Source organism: Acetobacterium paludosum, from assembly GCF_008086595.1.
Taxonomy (GTDB): Bacteria; Bacillota; Clostridia; order Eubacteriales; family Eubacteriaceae; genus Acetobacterium; species Acetobacterium paludosum.
In genome coordinates, this window is record NZ_RXYA01000002.1 from 202,147 (window position 1) to 222,963 (window position 20,817).

General features: G+C 40.6%; 18 protein-coding genes. 3 read left to right on the top strand and 15 right to left on the bottom strand.

The genetic code is table 11. The features are described 5' to 3' along the window. Nucleotides 1–10 precede the first annotated feature (10 nt). Nucleotides 11–1,261 (top strand): multidrug effflux MFS transporter, encoded by a 1,251-nt coding sequence (locus tag FZC41_RS03100; protein ID WP_148565918.1) that lies wholly within the window; start codon nt 11–13, stop codon nt 1,259–1,261. Between the two features lie 91 nt (nt 1,262–1,352). On the opposite strand, the gene FZC41_RS03105 is transcribed toward FZC41_RS03100, so the two are convergent. Next, the gene (locus FZC41_RS03105) at nt 1,353–2,909 is read right to left on the bottom strand and encodes an ABC-F family ATP-binding cassette domain-containing protein (RefSeq protein ID WP_148565919.1); all 1,557 of its coding nucleotides are present in this window, start codon (nt 2,907–2,909) and stop codon (nt 1,353–1,355) included. Nucleotides 2,910–3,330: 421 nt separating this feature from the next. On the opposite strand from FZC41_RS03105, the gene FZC41_RS03110 reads away from it, so the two are divergent. Then, nucleotides 3,331–5,241: a sensor domain-containing diguanylate cyclase gene (locus FZC41_RS03110; RefSeq protein ID WP_148565920.1), complete on the top strand. Its 1,911-nt coding sequence runs from the start codon at nt 3,331–3,333 to the stop codon at nt 5,239–5,241. A 357-nt stretch (nt 5,242–5,598) separates the two neighbouring features. On the opposite strand, the gene FZC41_RS03115 is transcribed toward FZC41_RS03110, so the two are convergent. The 11 genes from FZC41_RS03115 to FZC41_RS03165 form a co-directional block, all read right to left on the bottom strand. Further along, on the bottom strand, nt 5,599–6,762 hold the full coding sequence (locus FZC41_RS03115; protein WP_148565921.1) for an iron-containing alcohol dehydrogenase: 1,164 nt from the start codon (nt 6,760–6,762) through the stop codon (nt 5,599–5,601). Between the two features lie 772 nt (nt 6,763–7,534). Continuing rightward, entirely contained in the window at nt 7,535–7,795 is a 261-nt protein-coding gene (locus FZC41_RS03120; protein WP_148565922.1) for a hypothetical protein, read from the bottom strand. Between the two features lie 771 nt (nt 7,796–8,566). Beyond that, nucleotides 8,567–8,965 carry a DUF3592 domain-containing protein gene (locus FZC41_RS03125; protein ID WP_148565923.1) on the bottom strand — a complete coding sequence of 133 codons (399 nt, stop codon included), beginning with the start codon at nt 8,963–8,965 and terminating at the stop codon, nt 8,567–8,569. A gap of 44 nt (nt 8,966–9,009) precedes the next feature. Continuing rightward, a complete protein-coding gene (locus FZC41_RS03130) occupies nt 9,010–9,657 on the bottom strand; it encodes an ABC-2 transporter permease (RefSeq protein ID WP_170253829.1) in 648 nt (215 codons plus the stop codon). Nucleotide 9,658: 1 nt separating this feature from the next. Beyond that, nucleotides 9,659–10,516 (bottom strand): ABC transporter ATP-binding protein, encoded by an 858-nt coding sequence (locus FZC41_RS03135; protein WP_148565925.1) that lies wholly within the window; start codon nt 10,514–10,516, stop codon nt 9,659–9,661. A 280-nt stretch (nt 10,517–10,796) separates the two neighbouring features. Next, nucleotides 10,797–11,702: a sensor histidine kinase gene (locus tag FZC41_RS03140; protein WP_311135820.1), complete on the bottom strand. Its 906-nt coding sequence runs from the start codon at nt 11,700–11,702 to the stop codon at nt 10,797–10,799. A gap of 159 nt (nt 11,703–11,861) precedes the next feature. Then, entirely contained in the window at nt 11,862–12,659 is a 798-nt protein-coding gene (locus FZC41_RS03145; RefSeq protein ID WP_148565927.1) for an ABC transporter permease, read from the bottom strand. Next, nucleotides 12,652–13,575, bottom strand: a complete 924-nt coding sequence (locus tag FZC41_RS03150; protein ID WP_148566036.1) for an ABC transporter ATP-binding protein — start codon at nt 13,573–13,575, stop codon at nt 12,652–12,654. Before FZC41_RS03150 ends, FZC41_RS03145 begins: the two co-directional genes overlap by 8 nt. 234 nt (nt 13,576–13,809) lie before the next feature. After that, on the bottom strand, nt 13,810–14,490 hold the full coding sequence (locus FZC41_RS03155) for a response regulator transcription factor (RefSeq protein WP_148565928.1): 681 nt from the start codon (nt 14,488–14,490) through the stop codon (nt 13,810–13,812). A gap of 119 nt (nt 14,491–14,609) precedes the next feature. Continuing rightward, a complete protein-coding gene (locus FZC41_RS03160; protein WP_148565929.1) occupies nt 14,610–15,509 on the bottom strand; it encodes a DMT family transporter in 900 nt (299 codons plus the stop codon). Next, nucleotides 15,499–16,365, bottom strand: coding sequence for an AraC family transcriptional regulator (locus FZC41_RS03165; protein WP_148565930.1), 867 nt, complete (start codon nt 16,363–16,365; stop codon nt 15,499–15,501). Before FZC41_RS03165 ends, FZC41_RS03160 begins: the two co-directional genes overlap by 11 nt. A 191-nt stretch (nt 16,366–16,556) precedes the next feature. Here FZC41_RS03165 and FZC41_RS03170 point away from each other — a divergent pair, with 191 nt between their 5' ends. Beyond that, entirely contained in the window at nt 16,557–18,035 is a 1,479-nt protein-coding gene (locus FZC41_RS03170; RefSeq protein WP_170253830.1) for a carbohydrate-binding domain-containing protein, read from the top strand. Between the two features lie 94 nt (nt 18,036–18,129). Here the strand turns inward: FZC41_RS03170 and FZC41_RS03175 are convergent, their stop codons facing one another. From FZC41_RS03175 to FZC41_RS03185, 3 genes are read right to left on the bottom strand one after another with little or no spacing between them, the layout of a single operon-like run. Next, nucleotides 18,130–19,290, bottom strand: a complete 1,161-nt coding sequence (locus FZC41_RS03175) for an ArsA family ATPase (protein ID WP_148565932.1) — start codon at nt 19,288–19,290, stop codon at nt 18,130–18,132. Nucleotides 19,291–19,307: 17 nt separating this feature from the next. Beyond that, on the bottom strand, nt 19,308–19,529 hold the full coding sequence (locus tag FZC41_RS03180; RefSeq protein ID WP_148565933.1) for a hypothetical protein: 222 nt from the start codon (nt 19,527–19,529) through the stop codon (nt 19,308–19,310). Further along, a complete protein-coding gene (locus FZC41_RS03185) occupies nt 19,522–20,712 on the bottom strand; it encodes an ArsA family ATPase (protein WP_148565934.1) in 1,191 nt (396 codons plus the stop codon). The genes FZC41_RS03180 and FZC41_RS03185 overlap by 8 nt, the downstream gene beginning before the upstream one ends. Nucleotides 20,713–20,817: the final 105 nt, after the last annotated feature.

Sequence of the window (20,817 nt, forward strand, 5' to 3'; positions counted from 1 at the left end):
AGAAATATTAATGACTCAATCACCAAACCAGCTCAACCTGGAAGTTGGAAATAAACAGAAATATCTGGGACATAAAGGACTCATCGTTTTTATGGCGCTCATGAACATGTTTATTCCTCTTTCAACAGATATGTATCTGCCGGCACTGCCGAGTATGAATTCATATTTCGGAAGCAGTTCCGCCATTACAAATCTAACCTTAAGCGCATTTTTCTTATTTTATGCCGTTGGCATTTTATTTTGGGGTCCGCTCAGTGACAAATACGGCCGCAAACCCATTCTTTTAGTGGGAAGCCTCCTGTATGCGGCAAGCAGCATCGCCTGTGCGATGTCGATAAACATTTACTTTCTGATTGCCGCCAGAATCCTTCAGGGGATCGGTTCTGGAGCAATTACATCGGTTTCCATGGCGGTTGTAAAGGACTCGTACTCCGGAAAAAGACGAGAATCGATTTTAGCCATTTGTCAGTCCATTTCCGGGCTTGCACCCATGGTTGCACCCATTGCTGGTGGCTTAATTCTAAGCTTTTCTGATTGGAGAGGCTCCTTCTGGGCCCTTGCAATCATCAGTCTCGTTAACCTGGGCTTTTCCATTTTATTCCAGGAAACCTTAAAAGATGAAGAACGATATACGGGAACATTGTTTGGTTCCCTCGGGCGCCTGGTCGTTGTCAGCAAAAACAAGAGCTTTATTATCCCGGCCCTCATATTTGCTTTAAGTACGCTTCCATTTATGGGTTATATTGCTGTTTCATCCTATGTCTACGTAGATTACTTTGGCCTCAGTGCTCAGTTTTACAGCTATTTCTTTGCTGCTAATGCATTACTGTCCATCGCCGGACCTTTTATCTATGTCAAATTTCTCAGCAATATGAATAAAAAGCTCTTTGCTTCAATGATTTTAGCCCTCGCAACATTAAGCGGCGTTTTAGTCATGACCCTGGGCACCTTAACGCCGATATTATTCTGGATTTCATTCCTTTTCATGTCTTTATCGGGTGCCGTAATGCGTCCCTTCAGTTCTAACCTGCTGCTGGATCAACAAGAAAGTGATATTGGCTCCGTCTCCTCCGTCATGGGCACGCTATTCACCGTTTTAGGAAGCATCGGCATGGCCCTGGCATCAATTCCATCAGGAAATATTGTCTTCGGTCTGGGCTTGCTGATCACCATTTTCTCTCTTATATCCCTAGTTTCATGGAATTTGTTTATGAAATCAAAGATTCCCTGTGTTGGAGTAAAGAACAGCTCATCTAACTAGCGCATTCATTAGCTATCTTCTCGACTTTTTTAATATAATTAATATGAAAAACCTTATTTGGCAGTCTGTCAAATAAGGTCTTTCTTTTAATTTAAAAAACTTTGGTGGTCCACTGCGAACAATCCCATACCTGACTGACAAAGTCCTCATAAAATTCGGGTTCATGGCAAACCATGAGAATAGCGCCGTTATATTCTGTCAACGCACGCTTCAGTTCGGCTTTTGCATCGGCATCGAGATGATTGGTCGGCTCATCAAGAACCAGTACATTTGTCAGCCGGTTGATCAGTTTGCACAGCCGTACCTTCGCCTGCTCACCACCGCTCAGCACCCTGACCATACTTTCAATGTGCTTTCTTGTCAGTCCGCATTGCGCCAGCGCAGAACGCACTTCATTCTGATTCAATCCGGGAAATTCATTCCATACTTCTTCAATGCAGCTGGTGCTGATATTCTGATCCATTTCCTGTTCATAATAGCCGGTTGCCAGTTTTTCGCCCTGCTCTACGGTGCCCCCGATCGGCGAAAGCAATCCCAGAATGCTTTTTAAAAGGGTTGTTTTACCAATTCCATTTGTTCCAGTTAATACAATTTTCTGTTTTCGCTCCATAGTTAAATTAAGCGGTTTCGACAGTGGTTCATCATAACCGATGACTAAATCATGGGTCTCAAAAACGCGCCGTCCTGTTGAACCGGCTTCTTTAAAATGAAATCTGGGTTTCGGCTTTTCAGCTGAAAGCTCAATGATTTCCATTTTATCCAGCTTTTTCTGTCGGGACATGGCCATATTCCGGGTCGACACCCTGGCCTTGTTTCTGGCAACAAAGTCTTTTAACTCCGAAATTTCATTTTGCTGTCGGTTGTAAGCCGCCTGTTCCTGGTCTTTTTTTGCTGCCAGCACTTCTTGAAATTTACCATAGTCCCCGACATAACGCGTCAGTTTCTGGTTATCCATATGATAAATGATATTAATTACCTGATTGACAAAAGGCAGATCATGGGAAATCAGAATAAATGCATTCTCATAGTCATTCAGATAGCGCTTTAACCACTCAATATGCTGTTCATCCAGATAGTTTGTCGGTTCATCCAATAGCAGGATATCCGGTTTTTCAAGCAGTAGTTTTCCAAGCAGCACTTTTGTCCGCTGGCCGCCGCTTAACTCGGTAATATCTTTTTCCAAGCCAATTTCATTCAGACCCAGAGACTTCGCGACTTCTTCCACTTTTGAATCGATCAGATAGAAGTCATGAAACTCCAGCAGTTCCTGGAGGTCTCCCACTTCTTCCAAACTCTTTTCCAGCTCTTCGGGACTGTCTTCACCCATTTTTTCATAGAGAAAACCAATCCGACTTTCAATATCCAGCAAAAATTCAAAGGCTGAAGTCAGTACATCCCGGACTGTCATTCCCTTTTGTAAAATGGCATGCTGATCCAGATAACCAACCCGCACATTCTTGGCCCATTCCACCTTGCCCTCATCCGGCATCAGCTTTCCGGTTACAATATTCATAAACGTGGACTTACCCTCGCCATTTGGACCGATTAAACCGATATGTTCTCCTTTTAACAATCGAAACGAGACTTGATTATAAATCGCTCGATCGCCAAAACCATGAGAAAGATTTTCGACATTTAAAATACTCATTCATTCTCCATTTCTTAATTCACAATTATTAATTGATTTCTCTTTTGTAAACGATCAACCTGATTTCTGTACAACAGATCCGATAAGATCGGCTGTTAAAAGCATTTACTAAGGAGTAATACGCGATTCAATCCGATACCTTTTACCTTTATATTATACCATAATTCTGCCTATAATCGAAAGCTGATAAAACGCCATTAATTATTTATAATTGGCGCGTCTGAAAAAATCGGCTGATTTGCCGAAGATTTATTTAAAACTGTGAATCAAAAGCGCTATCCCGATTGACTATACTGAGCTTCTAGCTGTATAATAAAGCAATATAATAGAGTTGCAAAGCATTACGACTTTTTTTTGTTTGAACCAGTGTGATTTTCTACTTCGCATTGATTTTATAATTTTACCAGAAAGAAGGCATCCCATGCGCCAACATAAAATATTACTGCTGATCATCATCCTAATGATTCCCTTTTTGGGAGGATGTTCCAATCAAATTTCAGCACCCCATCAAGAAGCTGAAAAAGGTCTTCTTGATTTCAGTCAAGTTAGTTTGGAAAATAAAGTAATTCCTTTAGACGGCGAATGGGAATTTTACTGGAATCAGCTTCTGGAACCTGGCGAATTGGAACAGAGCGCCATGAGTGGTTATGTAAATTTCCCTTCCTCTTGGAATAAATATGAACTAAATAATGAGCAAATTTCCGGCGGCGGCTATGCAACCTATCGATTGAAGTTTATATCCTCTGAAAAAGAAATTCTGGCACTAAAGATTCCTAAAGTCCGCACGGCCTATAAACTTTGGGTCAATGGAAATTTGATCGCAAATGCTGGGGAAATAGGGAAAACCAGAGATACAATGACTCCTCAATATTTGCCGCAGATTGCTTCCTTTGAAGCCCAGCCGGGAGAAAATGAAATTGTCATTCAGATTTCTAATTTTTTTATGCCCAGCGGGGGGCTGCTCAACAGCATCCAACTTGGCGGAGAAACCCAGATCCTTGGATTACGCTATAATGGTATTGCTTATGAACTTTTCATTTTTGGCGCTTTAATAATAATTGGTATTTATCATCTGGCATTATTTTTCTTTAGTAAAAAAGACCCTGCCCCGCTGTATTTTGGATTGTTTTGTATTCTGGTGGCAATTCGAACTTTAATGGTTGGTGAATCCTATCTATTCTTTCTTTTCCCAGACTTGAGCTTTGAAATCGCCCGTAAGATCCAGACCCTGGCCTACTATTTGGCGTTACCAGTGATTATTCTGTTTTTCAGGTCAGTTTTTCCTCACTATTTACATTCCTTAATCGTCAAGATGGTTCAATTCCTAGCAATGGTTTATGCCGTGGTAGTTCTTCTTACCCCGACAAACGTTTTTACCATCATCAATCCCTTTTATCAGATATGGAGTATTTTCATAATTATTTATCTATTAACCAGGCTCATAAAAGTAGTCCTACATAAAGAAAAAGACAGTTGGCTTTTTCTCTTGGGTGGTCTGATTCTGGCATCAACCAGTCTCATCGATATTGTCACCCTTAGCGGATGGATCAACGATAGTTGGCCGCCCTTATTTAAAATGATCTTTCAAGATGATGATTACAGTTCATCCGGTCAATTGATCTTCGCAATTGCCAATTCTTTGCTGCTGGCAAAGAGCTTCTCTGACTCTTTAGAATACAAAACCGAAATGGGTGAAAAATTGACCGCAATGAATGATCATCTGGATGACCTAGTTTCTCAACGGACAAGAGAGCTGACCGCCTCAAACGAAAAAGTCGAACAGCAGAATTTTGAATTGGAACTAATCAATCACGAACTTCAAAAACTTTCGCTGCGAGATCCGCTGACCGAGCTATGGAACCGACGTAAATATGATGAAGCAATCCAATTGGAATGGCTTCGGTGCTTGAAACAGCAAAATCCAATAGCGTTGTTATTTATTGATGTCGATTATTTTAAAAATTATAATGATCAGTATGGTCACATAGCCGGTGATGAATGTTTGATGAAAATCGGGGAAACACTTAGAACTTCTCTGTCCCGTCCAACCGATATGGTGGTTCGTTACGGCGGCGAGGAATTTATTGTGCTTTTATCTGAGACCCAGAAAGAAGAAGCCATAAATATCGCGCATTGGCTGCTAAAAAGAATCGATAACCTTGCCATTCCCCATGAAGGCTCTTTAGTGAAGAATTGTGTTACTGTGAGCATCGGAGTTTCATGTATGATTCCAAATGTTGGTTCTACCCATGAAAATTTAGTCAAAACTGCAGACAAAGCACTGTATCATGCAAAAACTGGTGGGAGAAATCGAGTGCAATATTTAGCCTAAATAGATTATATTTTCATTTGCAATCGGTAGGAGCTATGATCAGTCGTCCTCCCTACACCACTACTGTACGTACGCGTTCGGTATACGGCGGTTCCAAAGTTTACACTGTTTACTAACAGATAACAATTATAAAAGTTGGGATATCCTTCCCACTTCAGACGGTCGTTGGATACGGTTTTTAGTAAGATTGATTTAGTGGAATAGATAAAAGGAAGATAAAAGGAAAAGATGTTTTATCTTCCTTTTATCTTCCAAACCAATCGGTAAATTTTAGATTATCCGATACTGTGCTTCTTCAATAGTCATAACTTTTCGCTATGATTCTTATAACCTGATAAAGTAATTTTCTCAAAATTGTTACATTGCATTTTTGAAGATTTGAATCACTTCTTCTAATTTTGCTTTTCTTGGATTCGTACCACTACAGGCATCTTTCATTGCATTTTCTGCCATGAGTTCAAAATCTTTTTCCTTTACCCCAAGCTCAGTTAATCCGGAAGGAATTCCTACGTCCTGCGAAAGTTGGGTAATCGCATCCAATCCTTTTTCAGCCGCCATTCGCACTGAAAGGCCATCAATATTCTCACCTAATGCAACGGCAATTTCACTTAACCGTTTTGGATTACTGTTTAGATTAAAGCGTTGCACATGTGGAAGTAATATAGCATTACAGACCCCATGAGGCAGATCATAAAAACCACCCAGTTGATGAGCCATTCCATGAACGTAACCCAGACTTGCGTTGTTAAATGCCATCCCACCTAAAAATTGAGCATAAGCCATATTATTTCGCGCCTCAAAATTTTCACCGTTAGCAACTGCCTGACGCAAGTTTTCGCCAATAAGCTTCATAGACATGAGTGCCGCGGAATCCGTTACCGGAGTAGCAATAGTTGACATATACGCTTCCACTGAGTGTGTTAAAGCATCCATCCCTGTTGCAGCAGTTAACCCGGAGGGCATTCCCATCATTAAAACTGGATCGTTGATGGATACGGTTGGCGTACATCGCCAATCAACAATTGCCATTTTAACATGGGTATCAGAGTTTGTGATGATACAAAAACGTGTCATTTCACTGGCTGTACCAGCTGTCGTATTAATTGCAATGAGAGGTGTCATTGCTTTTGTACTTTTATTAACCCCTTCAAAATCTCTTATATGTCCACCATTTCCAGCAACAAGACCAATCCCCTTTGCACAGTCATGGGAAGATCCGCCACCTAATGACACGATTAAATCACATTTTTCTTTTTGGAATACCTTAAAGCCATCATGAACATTTATATCTGTTGGATTTGGCTGTGCTCCTGAAAAGATAACTACCTTTAGCCCTGAAGCTTCAATGATTTCTTTCACCTGATCAGCAACACCCATTTTTTTCAAGCCAGCATCTGTTACAATCAATGCTTTTTTTAGTCCTAAACCCTTTGCCTGTTCACCAACTTCTTTTACAGAACCTGGCCCCATTAAATTCACTACTGGCATGAAATATCCAAACACTTGATCTGCTATAGCCATAATAAAATATTCCTCCTATAATTTTTGTTTTTTTCACGTAACATGACTGACAAGTTTTCACCTGAAAATTCATGTCATCTTTTTGCTACACCACCTTACAATTGGATTAACGATTCTTTTGTAATCGTTTGACGGATCATACCATGTAAATATCCGATTGTATACCTTATTTTATACATTTCTTTGATTTATATAAAATTATGCTCGTTTTATTGCATATAAGCGGCGCTTTTTTTAGTTATTTTGTTCAATTTACGAACATTGGTTTTATTGCGACTATCTCCTTCTTTCACAATTTAGCTCTTTTATCATAAAATCAGATTCTTTACAGCCCTAAATGATTTTTTCAATCATGATTGCTGTAAATGCAGATATACCAGAGGTTTGAGAATTTTTTTAATTTATAATGAAGAAAACTGATTTTTTCTAAGATAATAAATAAAAAAAAGATAAAAGGAAAAGATGTTCTTCTCGCCCTTTTATCTTTTAAATTGTATTTTTAAAAAACTCATATTTAAAGACTCTATAATCTTTTTCAAATTTTATGCAATTTTTCGTATTATATCCCTTTTTGACAAATTTTCACTACTTCAGTTGCATTGGTAATAACTCGATCCGCTCAAACCAATAATCATAGGTTTGTATACTTTTGCTTTTTTACAAAAAGCTCTGCTACAACATCAATGATTCCTAAATTGATTACATCAAACCGGGTGCACCAAAAAAATCCCCTGAAGGGGATTTCAACGCATTGATACCAATTCGATTCTTTTTAGCTATCTTTTCCGATTTCCTCATACCCGAGGACTTCGTCCATTTCCGATTTGATGGGTCGATATTTTGCATGCCAGGTCAACCGATCCAATTTTGGCTGCACCACCTCATAAACCGAGCCGAACGTCGAGATTTCGCCTCGGTCACCCATCACTTCGAGAATTCCATTCTGGTAATCCCCCTTCAATACTTCCCCAGTTGTTTTCGACAAATAGAGATCATCGCTAAATGTCAGTTTTCTTAAATCCAAATCGATCATTTCTATTCTCCCTTCATTTATTTGCTTTTGTTGTCATGATAATTATACCCCTGATTTACTGTATTATTCACATTTATCTAAATCAATACTTCATTTTATAAATTAAGCCAATAATTTTGAAACATGATCTCTCATCGTTTTTACGTCTAATGCATAAAATATATATGATCGTTCAATGTGAAGATTAATATACTTTAATCTTCACAAATAAAACATAAAGCTAACATATGACATCCAAATTTTTGTTGTAAACTAACTTATAACAAAATATGCTTCAGACAAGGACTAATGTTTATGATACTATCAAATACGCAAATGCAATCATCAAATCAATATATCGAAACAAATATAGTTGCAACTATTAATGCTTATATTACCTTTGCCATCTATGTCCTCTTTTTTTCAGCCCTCGCTATTTATCAGGTAACATTCCCATTCGATCTGCCATTTGTCGGATTAGTTACCCTGGTTCAACTGCTAATTTGTATCTTTCATACCGTTAGTGTTGGAAAATCAGGTTACACGGCTTCTATTTTTTTAAATTTATTTTCTTTGATAATTCTGAATCTTTCTGAATTCAAGAAAGTCATTTGTAAATCTGCTAACCTTGAATTCATGATTCACCTAGGTACCATAATAAGCATTTCCGTTCCTTATTATTATATTGCTTATTGCCATAAAATTGATGAAATTACGCAGTTCAAAATTATCCATTCCCCATAATAATATAAATTATTTGGGATCCTGGGGATTTTCAATCTCCCCAGGCCATCATAAAAGGAAACTCAAAATTTCCATCATCAAACCACAGATTCCAATTAGCACCGAGTTAAATAAACCACTTCTATCCCCAACAGTCACGATTGTTTCCGGTTTTTCTGGTTTACACCTAATTAACACAGTCTGACCCAGCTTATAATGTGTACCCACCTGTACCGTTGGTCCTTCAGCATGATAGATACCATCTGCAATTGTATATTCTAAAATTGGTGTAAACTCATCGAAGACCTCTTTCCCGGTTCGAACTTTATTTTGGTGAATCTCAACCACGATTGCCTCAAGTTCAACACCATAGGAATCCTGTTTTTTTACCCGAATCAGGCAAATTAATGACCACACGATTAGAATAATTCCCATTACTTCTAAACTATATGATAAATAGTCAATCATCTGAATTTCTCCTCTTTGATCTCAAATAAGTTTTATTGAATCGCTCACAGATCTATTTTTTCAAAACGCGTTGCGGATTTCAGGTAAGCAAGAGTAGTCACCAGTAAAAATACCAAAATTCCAAAGATAAGAACAGCCAGCTGCTGAGGCAAATAGCGGAGATCCAAAGTATCAAGTGTGGTTTTCAGAGCTGGTATAAGCTGAATTGAAAGCTCGGCAACACCAACAAAGATGGCCATGGCACTGCAGGCGAAAACATAGGGCAGCCCTATTTTGAAGGCCGTCTTATAAACCATGGGTAGAAAGACCATGTTGAAAATGGCATACATCATCAAGACAAGACCGAACAACGCAATATTGGCTTCCATTCCCGCCTGATTTTCTAAAGGATTGAGGCTGTTTCTCAGAATGGCAAAAGGTATCGAAACGGCAATTTGAGCAAGTTCCATGATGATGATCACGCCAAATCTGGCCTTAACTGTAGCTCTTTTGGGAACGGGCAGAAGGGTTGTAAAATACACATCGTTGTTCGCCTGTCCTCCGACAAAAATGAAAAAGATACCCAGTGTCTGATAGAAGAAGGCAACATAGTATGGGTAGTTGGGGATCAGAAGCATGAACGCCATCAAAAGGAATATATAACAGGTGGGATGCAAAGCAAGTTTAAATTCTTTGTAAAGTAAATTTTTCACTTTATGCTCTCCTTTCAATATGAATCATGATGGATTCCAAATCGGCTGGGGAGCACTTGATGTCTTGTGCATTTTCACAATCCTTGCTTTTGATCAATCCCGAGAATTCGCCCCTGCGTTCATGACAACCGATAATGATGGACTTCAAAGCCTCAGTTAGCTGATCCATCGATCCTTCCACCAGTCGGTAGGAATCAACAAAAGAGTCCTTTTCCTCACTGACAAGAATCTCTCCGTTTTTAATATAGGTGATTTCATCAGCGCATTTGTCAAGATCGGATGTGATATGTGTAGAAAATAAAATACTTGCCTGTTTCGAATCCACAACATCAGTAAAGATATTTAGGATTTCATCCCGAGACACCGGATCCAGGCCACTTGTAGGCTCATCCAGAATCAGGATTTCCGCATGGTGGGATAACGCCAGAGCAAGGCCGTATTTCACACGCATTCCCTGGGACAGCTCTTTAACGTTCTTGTCCGAATTCAGTTCAAACTGTTTGAGGTAATCCTCATAGGCCTTTTCATCCCACTGATCATAAAATCGTTTATATACGTTGGTAATTGTCCCCAGCTTTTTTTGCAGATAATAATCCACCCCACCAAAAGCAAAGGAGATCCGCTGCTTGATTTCAGATTCATGAGTCTTTATATCCATCCCGAAGAATTCAACCGATCCGGTATCCGAGTGAACCAGGTTCACCATGGATTTCAGGGTTGTGGTCTTCCCTGCTCCGTTTCGTCCAATAAACCCCATAATAGAACCAGCCTGAAGGGTGAGCGACACATTTTTCAGTTTAAATGCATCATAGCTTTTATTTAAATCCTTAACCGACAGTATTTCTCTCTTGTTTTCCATAACGGCCTCCCAAACATAAAATATTTTCGATTTCTCATTAGTTTTGATCATCAATTGTTTTATACTTTTAGTTTAATTTCAAAAGGTTTAGAAACGGTTAAGTTTGGCAATAAAAGTGTGAATAAACCGATAACATAATTCAGTCTCATTGCTGCTTGTGTTTTATACTAATCTCATTTTCAAAAACACTGGTGGTCTTTATTTTCTGGTTCAATCTTTCAGGGATCATTCATATGGCATTAAAAAAACAAAAATATATTGAACAAGCCATGGGGTTTTATCAGGGCATCTCCCATAGTGGCAGTTCAACCCGAATTTCAAGCTCACATTCATCTAAATCCGCTTTTGTATGGCCATCCATTTTCTCGGCAAGAGATTTAACAATGGAAAGTCCCAGGCCGGTGGTTTTGCCCCGGGCTTTATCTGCAGTATAAAATCGGTCAAAGAGCCGCTTCACATCAATTTCCTGTGGATTTGCTACCGGATTTTTAAAGGAGATCTGCGCATATTCTTCCGCCAAAATCGCTACCCTAACATCCCCTGCCGAATGAGCAATACAGTTCCGAATGAGATTTCGAACAATTCGGGTGGTCATTTCTTGATCTCCAAAAGCAAAGACCGAAGGCCCTTCTTTAAAGCATACCGACAGATTGTTTTCTTCGAAAACTGCAACTGACTCTGCAAGGCATTCGGCCACAAGGTTTGTCAGATTAAAACTTTCAATTGTTGGTTCAGACTCCGCATTTAACAAATAGGAGTATTCAAAAAAGTGCTGAATCAGGTTGCCCAGTTCATCGGCGTGTTTTTGGGCAATGTGAAGTTTTGCTTGTTGATCCTTGGTTAATTCCTCTTTTTCCATGAGTTGCTGATAGCCTTTAATGGCAGTCAGAGGGGTTCGCAGATCATGGGATATATTGGCAATCATTTCCTTAAACTGTTTTTCTTCACGAATGCCGCTAAGCCGAAGGGTTTCTTCGGCTTTGAGACTTTTATTCATATTGGCGGCAAGACAGTTGAGTTCTGGATTAATGAGTTCCAGAGACAATGGCTGCCTGGTTTTCTCTCTCAAACGCTTATCAAGCTGGCTGTTCATGCTGTGAAGCTGATACTGAAGAATTCCAATATAAACGGCCAGGAGGCCCACTAAAAAAATCAAAATACTCAATGTAATCGTCAATCCTTTCACCAACCTTTCTGTTAATAATGTTTGAGAATTATAAAATTTGAACATTCATTTCAGAAATATGATACTCCTAAATTGTGTTTCAAGACCAATATCTCTGGCTTATAGGAAATTCCAGCACGCAGCACCATCAAACATTGGCTGTTAAATCAGGGTTCGCGTCTACTTGATTTCTGCTTTTCTAAAGGCGGCATAGGTAATGGCAAGCATGATTATAATGAAGATCACACTGACTAAAATTGCTTTGAAAATGTCTGCTGCTTGTGCATTCAAGTCCAAAAACGAATAACTGCCTCCAAAGGGTGTTAATGAAAAAATACGATTAAACCCTGGAGAACTGGCTGCCAATAATGACAACTGACCACCAAGAAGTGAAATTACATAATAAATAGGTACCACCAGAACCGGTTTCTTGAGAATAAAAGCAAGTGGCACACAAACGCTCAATTGGGATGCATAAACAATGATCAATATTAAAGCAATCAACAGAAATTTCAAAAGATTAGATGCTTGAAAAGCAGCTGTGCTAGCCTGGGTCAGGTTATTCAGAAATCCCACGGAGACAGCCCCCATATTAAATCCAAAACCTGTCCATAAAGCAATCCCGGTAACAATGGCATAGGGAAGTAAAATAAACCCGATCCCACAGAAAAATACAATGGCTTTACTCACAATAACGGTTCCTCGGCTGCTGCCGGATGAAATAGCATCATGGATTGTCTTATTGTCAAAATCACCGCAGATGAAAACCCCTGCTAACACAGCACCGAGGATGCTGACCATATTAACATCCGAGAACATAAAACCAATGCCAATCATTCCGGCATCTATCTGTCCCTGTTCCAATAGATATGCAAGAACGGTCATGGCCAGGGCACTGATGGTGGTAATAGAAAACAATATTTTAATGGCCATTGATTTGTGCATTTTAAATAAATCAGCCTGAATTAAATTAAGCATGACTTTCACCCCCTACCACAGAAATAAAGTAATTTTCCAGAGTATCCCCTTCAATTGAAAAATTCGTCACAATAATCCCGTTTTCAAAAATCAATCGTGCCACCAGGGCTTTATCATCCAGATAATCATAAAGTTTTACCGACTGATCAGGCATCACCTTATAATTGGTGGTATTCAAAGCCATTTCTAAAATGCTGGTGAGCTTTTCCGGCTGATCACAGCTAATAAGAATATGGTGTCGGCAGTTTTCTTCAAGCTGTTCAAGGGTCAATGTCTGTTTGATCTCTCCTTTATGGATGATGATATAATCGGTTGCGGTTTGATAGAGCTCCGGTAAATTATGACTGGAAATTAAAATAGTCATTTGTCGTTCTTCACATAACTTTATTAGCAGATTACGAATTTCGACGACCCCAATGGGATCAAGGCCATTAATGGGTTCATCCAGAATCAGAAGTTCCGGGTTGCCAAGCAGAGCGATGGCAATGCCTAAACGCTGTTTCATGCCCAGAGAAAAGTTTTTAGCTTTCTTTTTTCCGGTTTCCCCAAGTCCTACCAGGGTCAGGAGTTCAGCTTCAACTTCTTTATTAGGAATGCCTCTCATAATTCTGTGAAGTTTAAGATTATCGCCGGCAGACATGTTAGGGGTTAAACCGGGATATTCAATCATGGCTCCCAACCGTTTTCGTTCGGTTTCCAATGCTTTTTCACCGGTATGACCGAAAAGCTCAATGCTCCCACTTTTGGGGAAACTCAGTCCTGCGATCAACCGCATGAGCGTCGTTTTTCCGGCGCCATTCTGTCCGATGAGTCCGTAAATTTTCCCGGCCTCCAGGGTGATCGACACATTATGCAGTACATCCGTGCCTTTATAGGTTTTTGTGAGATTGTTAATTTTCAGCACACCATCATTCATTTCATTTACCAATCCTTTCCTGACTTTTGTGGTAATTGCGAAATGTCTATCCCTTGATGTCGGCTTATATATAGTTTGCAATTACCGATGACCTTAGTTTAGAATCAAAAGGTTTAGAAAAGGTTAAGTAAGACAAAAATATGTCAGGTAAAGGATAACTCAAATTCGAAATCCGTTTTTTTGTACAATGACACCTCACAAAGGCTGGTTTTGCAGTATCGTGGGACAGATCACTTAAGCTTTGTACAGCCGATAGCCAAATCCCCAGACGGTTTCGATATAGTCTTCATGAGGATTGGCCTTTTTCAGTTTGCTGCGCAGATTGCTCACATGGGTTTTCACCGCATTATCATCCCCAAAATAATCTTCCTCCCATACGGTTTCATAGAGATTCGACTTGGTAAAAACCTTACTCGGGTGTTCTAAGAGAAGTTCCAGTATTAAATATTCTTTGGCGGTTAATTCGACTTCCCTCTCCCCCACACTCACTCGTTTGGTGCTGTCGTCCAGGGCTAGATCCTTATGCTGAAAAACCTTGTTTTCCTGGATCTGCCGATGGGAACGTCTTAGATTGGATTCCACCCGGGCTACCACTTCTCCTAAGTCAAAGGGTTTAGTTATATAATCATCAGCGCCGATTTTCAAAAGGTCGATTTTTGTGCCAACCAGTTCCTTTGCGGAAATAATGATCACCGGCACATCCGAAAATAACCGGACTTCTTTGAGTATCTCATCACCACTTTTATAGGGAAGCATTAAATCCAGCAAAATCAAATCGTAGGCATGATTTTTGATTTCTCGGATGCCATCTGTTCCTGTGTATATAGATTTTGCCGCATAACCTGCATCGGTTAATGCTTCTGCCAGCATATGGTTCACATCCTTATTATCTTCAATAATTAAAATCATATCCATAGATTGTCTTTGATACCGCCTTTCACTATTGTTGTTTTTGAATCGATGGTAAAATTATATCACTAAATGAAGGGCTTTGTCTCCAACTGATCAGAATTTCATGTTTAATAAATTTAAACTTAATTATGCACTTGCTGCAATTTTTTGCTTTCCGATAAAAGCAAGCCGGTCAAAACCAGAACAATACCACATACCGCCGTTGCTGTGATTTGTTCGTGCAGTACGAAGGCCGAAGTAACCGTTGTAATTACCGGCACCATATAAATGTAAACACTTGTTTTGACAGAACCCAGAAGCTTGACTGCGAAATTCCATGTGACGAAGCAAAACGCAGATGCCCCCAAGCCTAAGAACAGAAGATTCAGCAGGTTTTGGGGTTCGGCCAGCTGGGAAAGCGTGACATTGAAATCCGTCAGGAACACGACCGGCATCATGAAAATCAAACCGTAGAAAAAAATGCGCCGTGTCGTTTGAATCGTGTTGTAGCCGAAGGTGCTGATTTTCTTTGTTAAAGTTGCGTAGGCCGCCCAGATAACCGCCGCCGCGATTGCCAGCATATCACCTAACGGATTAAGTGCCAAGGCCGTTTCAGTATTGAAACTAAGCAAGCAGATTCCCGCCATCGCGATGCAGAAACCGCCCATGAAACGTGCGCTCGGCCCTTCATCATGTAAAAACAGAAATCCGAAAATGGCGGTGAAGAATGGCGCGATTGAGATAATAACCCCCACATTGGAAGCCAGCGTATAGGTCAATGCGATATTTTCAAACAGATAATACAGCGTCACGCCACACAGACCGGCAGCGGCAAAGGTCCATTCCTGTTTTTTCAGCAATACAGACAATCTGCGGGGACAAACACACCATAAAGCAAAGTACCCGATTACAAACCGGATGAGCAGGATCTCTATCGGAGCAAATGTCTGGAGCAGTACCTTCGTTGAAATAAAGGTTGTGCCCCAGATCAGAATGGTGATAAATGCCGCCAGATGCCCCGCCGGATTTTTGTTATTTGTCATCCTGCCACGCCTTTGCCGGCTCCGGCGGTTGTTCTGTATCCATGAAGATTCTTTGATACTGCTTCGGCGTCAACCCGATGAATTCCTTGAAGAAATTTGTAAAATGGCTTTGGTCGGAAAAGCCAGCCATGTACGCCGCATCAATCGGTGCTATGCCTTGTGCCAAAAGATTTTTCACTCTGTCCAGCCGTACCGTCTGCAGATAGCGGTACGGCGAAACCCCCACTTGCTTTGTGAATGATCTCAGCAGGTAGGATTTGCCAAAATTGGTCATTTCCAGTAAATCGTCCAAGGTGATATTTTCCGCAAAATGATTTTCCATGTAGGTACAAAGCGTTTTGATTTGCTGATTTGGTTTTGATATATCGATTCCTTCAAAGGGCGCTGCATATTCCTGCAGAACTTGCTCCAGCAGGAAAAACAAGGCCTCTTCCTTTTCCAGCTTTGGCGCACGACGGATAATCGCATTGTAAAAATCCCGAAGAAATAGTGTGATGTCGCTTTGGCAGACTACATTCTGGGTAAAATAAGGTGTATAGTCTTTACCGGCGATTTCTTTGACCGCTTTTGACATAATTTCCGGCTTGATATTGATCGCCCGATAATCTAATATTTCTCCATTGATGGGCGCACAGAAATGATTGTCCCGGGGATTAAACAGAAGCAAATCTCCAGTGACGACATCGTATTCGCGGTTTTTGCACCACAAGTGCCGACTGCCCCCCTCCACAAATCCAATGACGTAATACTCATGAAAGTGATTAGGGAATTTTTGAATGATTCCGCTCAAATTATAGGCTTCTATCTCTAAATCGCGGTCATAATAAACATGCCGCTGTTCTTGCACTTGTGCCATGACTTTTCTCTCTTTCTCTCGTTTTCTTAATCATTCTAACATCATAACGAGAATATTTCTTGAATGATATTGCACCATTTCGATTTTTCAGAAAAAACATTGTTTGTTCACATTTCTATCACGTAACTATTGTATATTTAATCACAGCAATGATGCTGAACTATAAAAGAAAGAGAGAAAACAAACTTACTATGAAAAGATTAAAGATTCTTATACCATTTTTAATAATTATGCTATTATTAACCGGATGTCAATCATCCGCCAATACTGCCCCAACAAATACTACTGCTGTGGCAGTAGCAGCAGCCGGTTTAACAGCCGTTGTTCCATCCACTTCTACAATTGCGGTGGACCCGGAATTTTCGGACCGCGATTTGAAAACAACCTATGATGACAGCACGGCAGTGCATGTGACGATGGCTGGCACAACTATTCAGGTTTCAGGCGACGGAGCCACGGCAAGCGGCGGGGTACTCACCATCAGCAAAGAAGGTGTTTATGTCGTCACCGGGAGCCTGTCAGACGGACAGATTATGGTGGCGGCAGCTGATACAGACAAGGTTCAGATTGTCCTAAATGGTGTGACCATCAATTGTGCCGATAATGCCCCAATCTATATAAAAAGCGCCAACAAGGTCTTTATTACCCTTGGTAAAGATACTGTGAATACCTTAACCGACGGTTCCGCCTATGTTCAGACGGATGAAAATACCGTCGACAGCGTTATCTTCAGTAAAGCTGATTTGACCATCAATGGCGAAGGTACTTTAAATATTACCGCAAATTATAAACATGCCATTGTATCAAAAGATGATTTGGTTATCACTGGCGGCACCTATAATATTACCTCTGTAAAAGATGCCCTCAGCAGTAAAAATTGTATAAAAATCAAAGACGGTGTGATTAACATCACCTCAGCAACCGGAAAGGGAATTACCTCGAAAAATGACGAGGATAACACCAAAGGATATGTTTACATCTGCGGTGGAACGATTAAAATAGCAAACAGTGTTGAAGGAATCGAAGGCACCGCAATCATTGTCGAAGGCGGAACAATTGATATCACTTCACAGGATGATGGTTTTAACGCCGCCGATGGAATCACAACAACAACTAATTCAAATGGTCCGGGCGGTGGCGCAATGGAAGCTGATGCAAACTGCTATCTCACCATCTCGGGCGGAACAATTAACATCAATGCGACCGGCGATGGGATTGACAGCAACGGTAATCTCTATATCTCAGGAGGGACTATTTATGTCAGCGGACCGACAGCTAATGACAATGGTGCTCTTGATTATAATGGCACAGCTGAAATCACTGGCGGAACAACCGTTGCCGCCGGAAGTTCAGGAATGGCACAAGGCTTTTCTGATACTTCAACTCAATACTCCTTACTAAATAACTTCACAACCGCCTGTGCTGCCGGAACCGAGATAACCTTAACGGATGCATCTGGAAATACAATCGTTTCCTATACGCCAGTTAAATCTTATCAGTCGGTAGTAATCAGTAGCCCAGCGCTTCAAAATGGAGCAACTTATACCTTGACCAGTGGCAGTCAGACAGCAGCTATTGCGCTTACCTCGGTCGTAACCAGCAACGGCCAGGCAACTGGAATGGGCGGTGGCAAAGGCGGCGGTCAGGGCGGCGGTATGAAACCACAATAACGAAACACACTTTTTTTCATGAATTTTCAATCACTAAAAGCATGCCCTCCTTAATTGTGAGGTGCATGCTTTTTACTATTTTCATTAACTTTATCTACACAAATTTCACATAAAGTTGATCTTCTTTATACTGGGCACTTTCCACGCTTTTGTTCTTCAATATATCCGGCAGAGTAAAGCATCGTTTCTGATTTTTGATCTGAAGCATCAGTTCATTTCCCTTCTGCCTCATATTCATTTCACTTTTTTCTGTAAACGGAAGGTTTAAAATATAGTAATACCCATCACTTTCTTTTTTTACTTCAAATATCTTATCGGCAAACAGGACCTCCGCGGGATCTGTATCACCAAAAATCGTTTCCGCTGCTTCCAGAAGCACCTCTTCCGATTTCAGTTCCTTATTCAAAAGCATCAAAGTAAAAATCGGCACATTGCAAAAGCTCTCTCTGATTTCGTTAAGCCCTTCTTCCTGAAGGTTGATCCACTTGCTGAAATACCCGTCCAATGCCTGTCTGGGATAAACCTTATTGACAATCACCGCATCAATATTATAGTTATACAAATGAAGATAGGTGAAATTTCTTTTTGCTTCCTTGATGACAATCCGTTCCGGGGTGGTAACAATGCGGATGCTCAAAATTTCCGGATCAGTCATAATGGTCTGGAGCTGATAAAGCTTCTGATTCAACCTTTCGATATCATCGAAAACATTGTCTTTCGGCATCGGTATTTTCATTACCTTTTCAACCATCGGGCCCGCCACTTTTGTCGCTTTTCTCTTCATGGGAAGCATAGTCGTAATCATATTGCCAAACATTTCCGGGAACTTCAGCAACGCCATGGTTTCTCCGGTTGGCGCACAATCCACGATTAAAAGATCGTATTGGTTTTCTTCATAAATATCGATGATTTTAAACAACGAAAATAATTCCTCCAGCCCGGGGAAGACAAGCAGCTCTTCAGTTTCGATGCCGCCGGCTACTTTTGCTGTCAGTAATTCCTTAAGGTAGTTTTTCATGTTTCCCCAGGCCAGTTCGCCTTCCACGATGGCGTCTATTTCAAGTCCACAGAGATTATCGGTGATGGCCACCGGTTCGTTTCCCAGTTGTACTTCGAAAGAATCGGTCAGACTGTGAGCCTGGTCGGTGCTCATGATCAACACTTTTTTTCCGTCCTTAGCCGCCTTCACTGCGGTAGCCGCCGCCACACTGGTTTTGCCAACTCCGCCTTTTCCTGTATATAAAATGATTCTCATTTTTGCCCTCTCATCTTTCAACTGATTGTAACTTTCTTAACTTTTTTTTCTTCTTTCGGCTCACCTCCTGGGTGGGCTGCGTCAACGACACATTCCTTTACCAGTTCCCAGATCATCATTTTCATTTCTTTTTCGATAACATCCATATGTCCAACCACGGATGTTGGCAGCAGTGATGAAAATGCTTCTTTTTCAATCTTTTTCGCCTGGATCATTTTCTCGATAAATTCACTACGCATTTCTGACCTCCAATTGATTTCCAAACTGAATGACGAGGGTATCCGCGTCATACTTGGCACTAACAACTTCCATTCCCCGGAGCGTATTCGGCATGGGGATATTCCGTTTGTAGTTGCCAATTTTTATGATCACGTCCGACCCGGAAAGATTGACCGACACCTCATTCTTTGTAATATTTGGCAAATACAATTTCATGGCATAACCATTTTCATTCGCTTCATAGCTTTCCCCTTCAATATCATCCATGATATCAAACAAGCTATCTTTCCCGCTGAAAGCATCTTCGCAGATGCGGTTGATGGAATCCAGCCCGAGGAGATCCGTGTCATACCAGGGGATATTATACTGAGGAACCGTCTCAAAACAATTATTGATCTCTTCAATATAGGTTTTCTGAATGGTGACCCATTCATCAAAAAACGAGTTGTCTATTTCCTTCGGGAGAATCCGGTTGATAAAAACGCCGTCCACATGATAGTTGTACAGTTTCATGTACATATAATTCCGCTTTGTCTCTTCCACCACCATTTTCTCAGGAATCGTAACCAGTCTGACTGAGGTGACTTCCTTATTTTTGAGCAGCTCCTGCAATTCAATCAGCTTTACATAGAGCTTTTCGATATCGCTCATGGCATGCTTGTCCGGCAATTGAATCTTGAACAGCGACTTTGAGACCGGCGATAATATCCGCATGGCCACTTTCCCCATCGGGAAAAACTTATCCATATACCAGCATAAAAGCTCTGGAAATTTAAGCAGTGACAATGTTTCTCCGGTTGGGGCGCAATCGACAATAATCCGTTCGTAATCGCTGTTATTATAAATATCCTGGATTTTAAGGAGCGAGAACAACTCATCCATTCCCGGCATCATGGTAAATTCATCCATTTCTAAATTATCCTGATTAAAGGAACCAATGAGATTGGAGAATGCCTTCATGATATTTTTATAATCATTTTCCATCATCTCATTCGCATCCACTTCCAATGCATATAAATCATCAGCCACTCGAACTTCATTCCCGCCAATCGGCATATTAAACAAATCTCCCAGGTTGTGGGCCATATCCGTGCTGATGATCAAGGTTTTCTTCCCCTCTTTTGATGATTTCAAAGCATGTGCAGCTGCCACACTGGTTTTTCCCACGCCGCCTTTGCCGGTAAATATAAGTATCCGTTTCATAATTTCCTCCATATTTTTATATTATTCTCTTTTCGAATTGTTCGGTTTCCGAAGTATTGTTTAAAAAGATGCTGCCTTCCGGCAGCAAGTTGACTAGAAATGGTA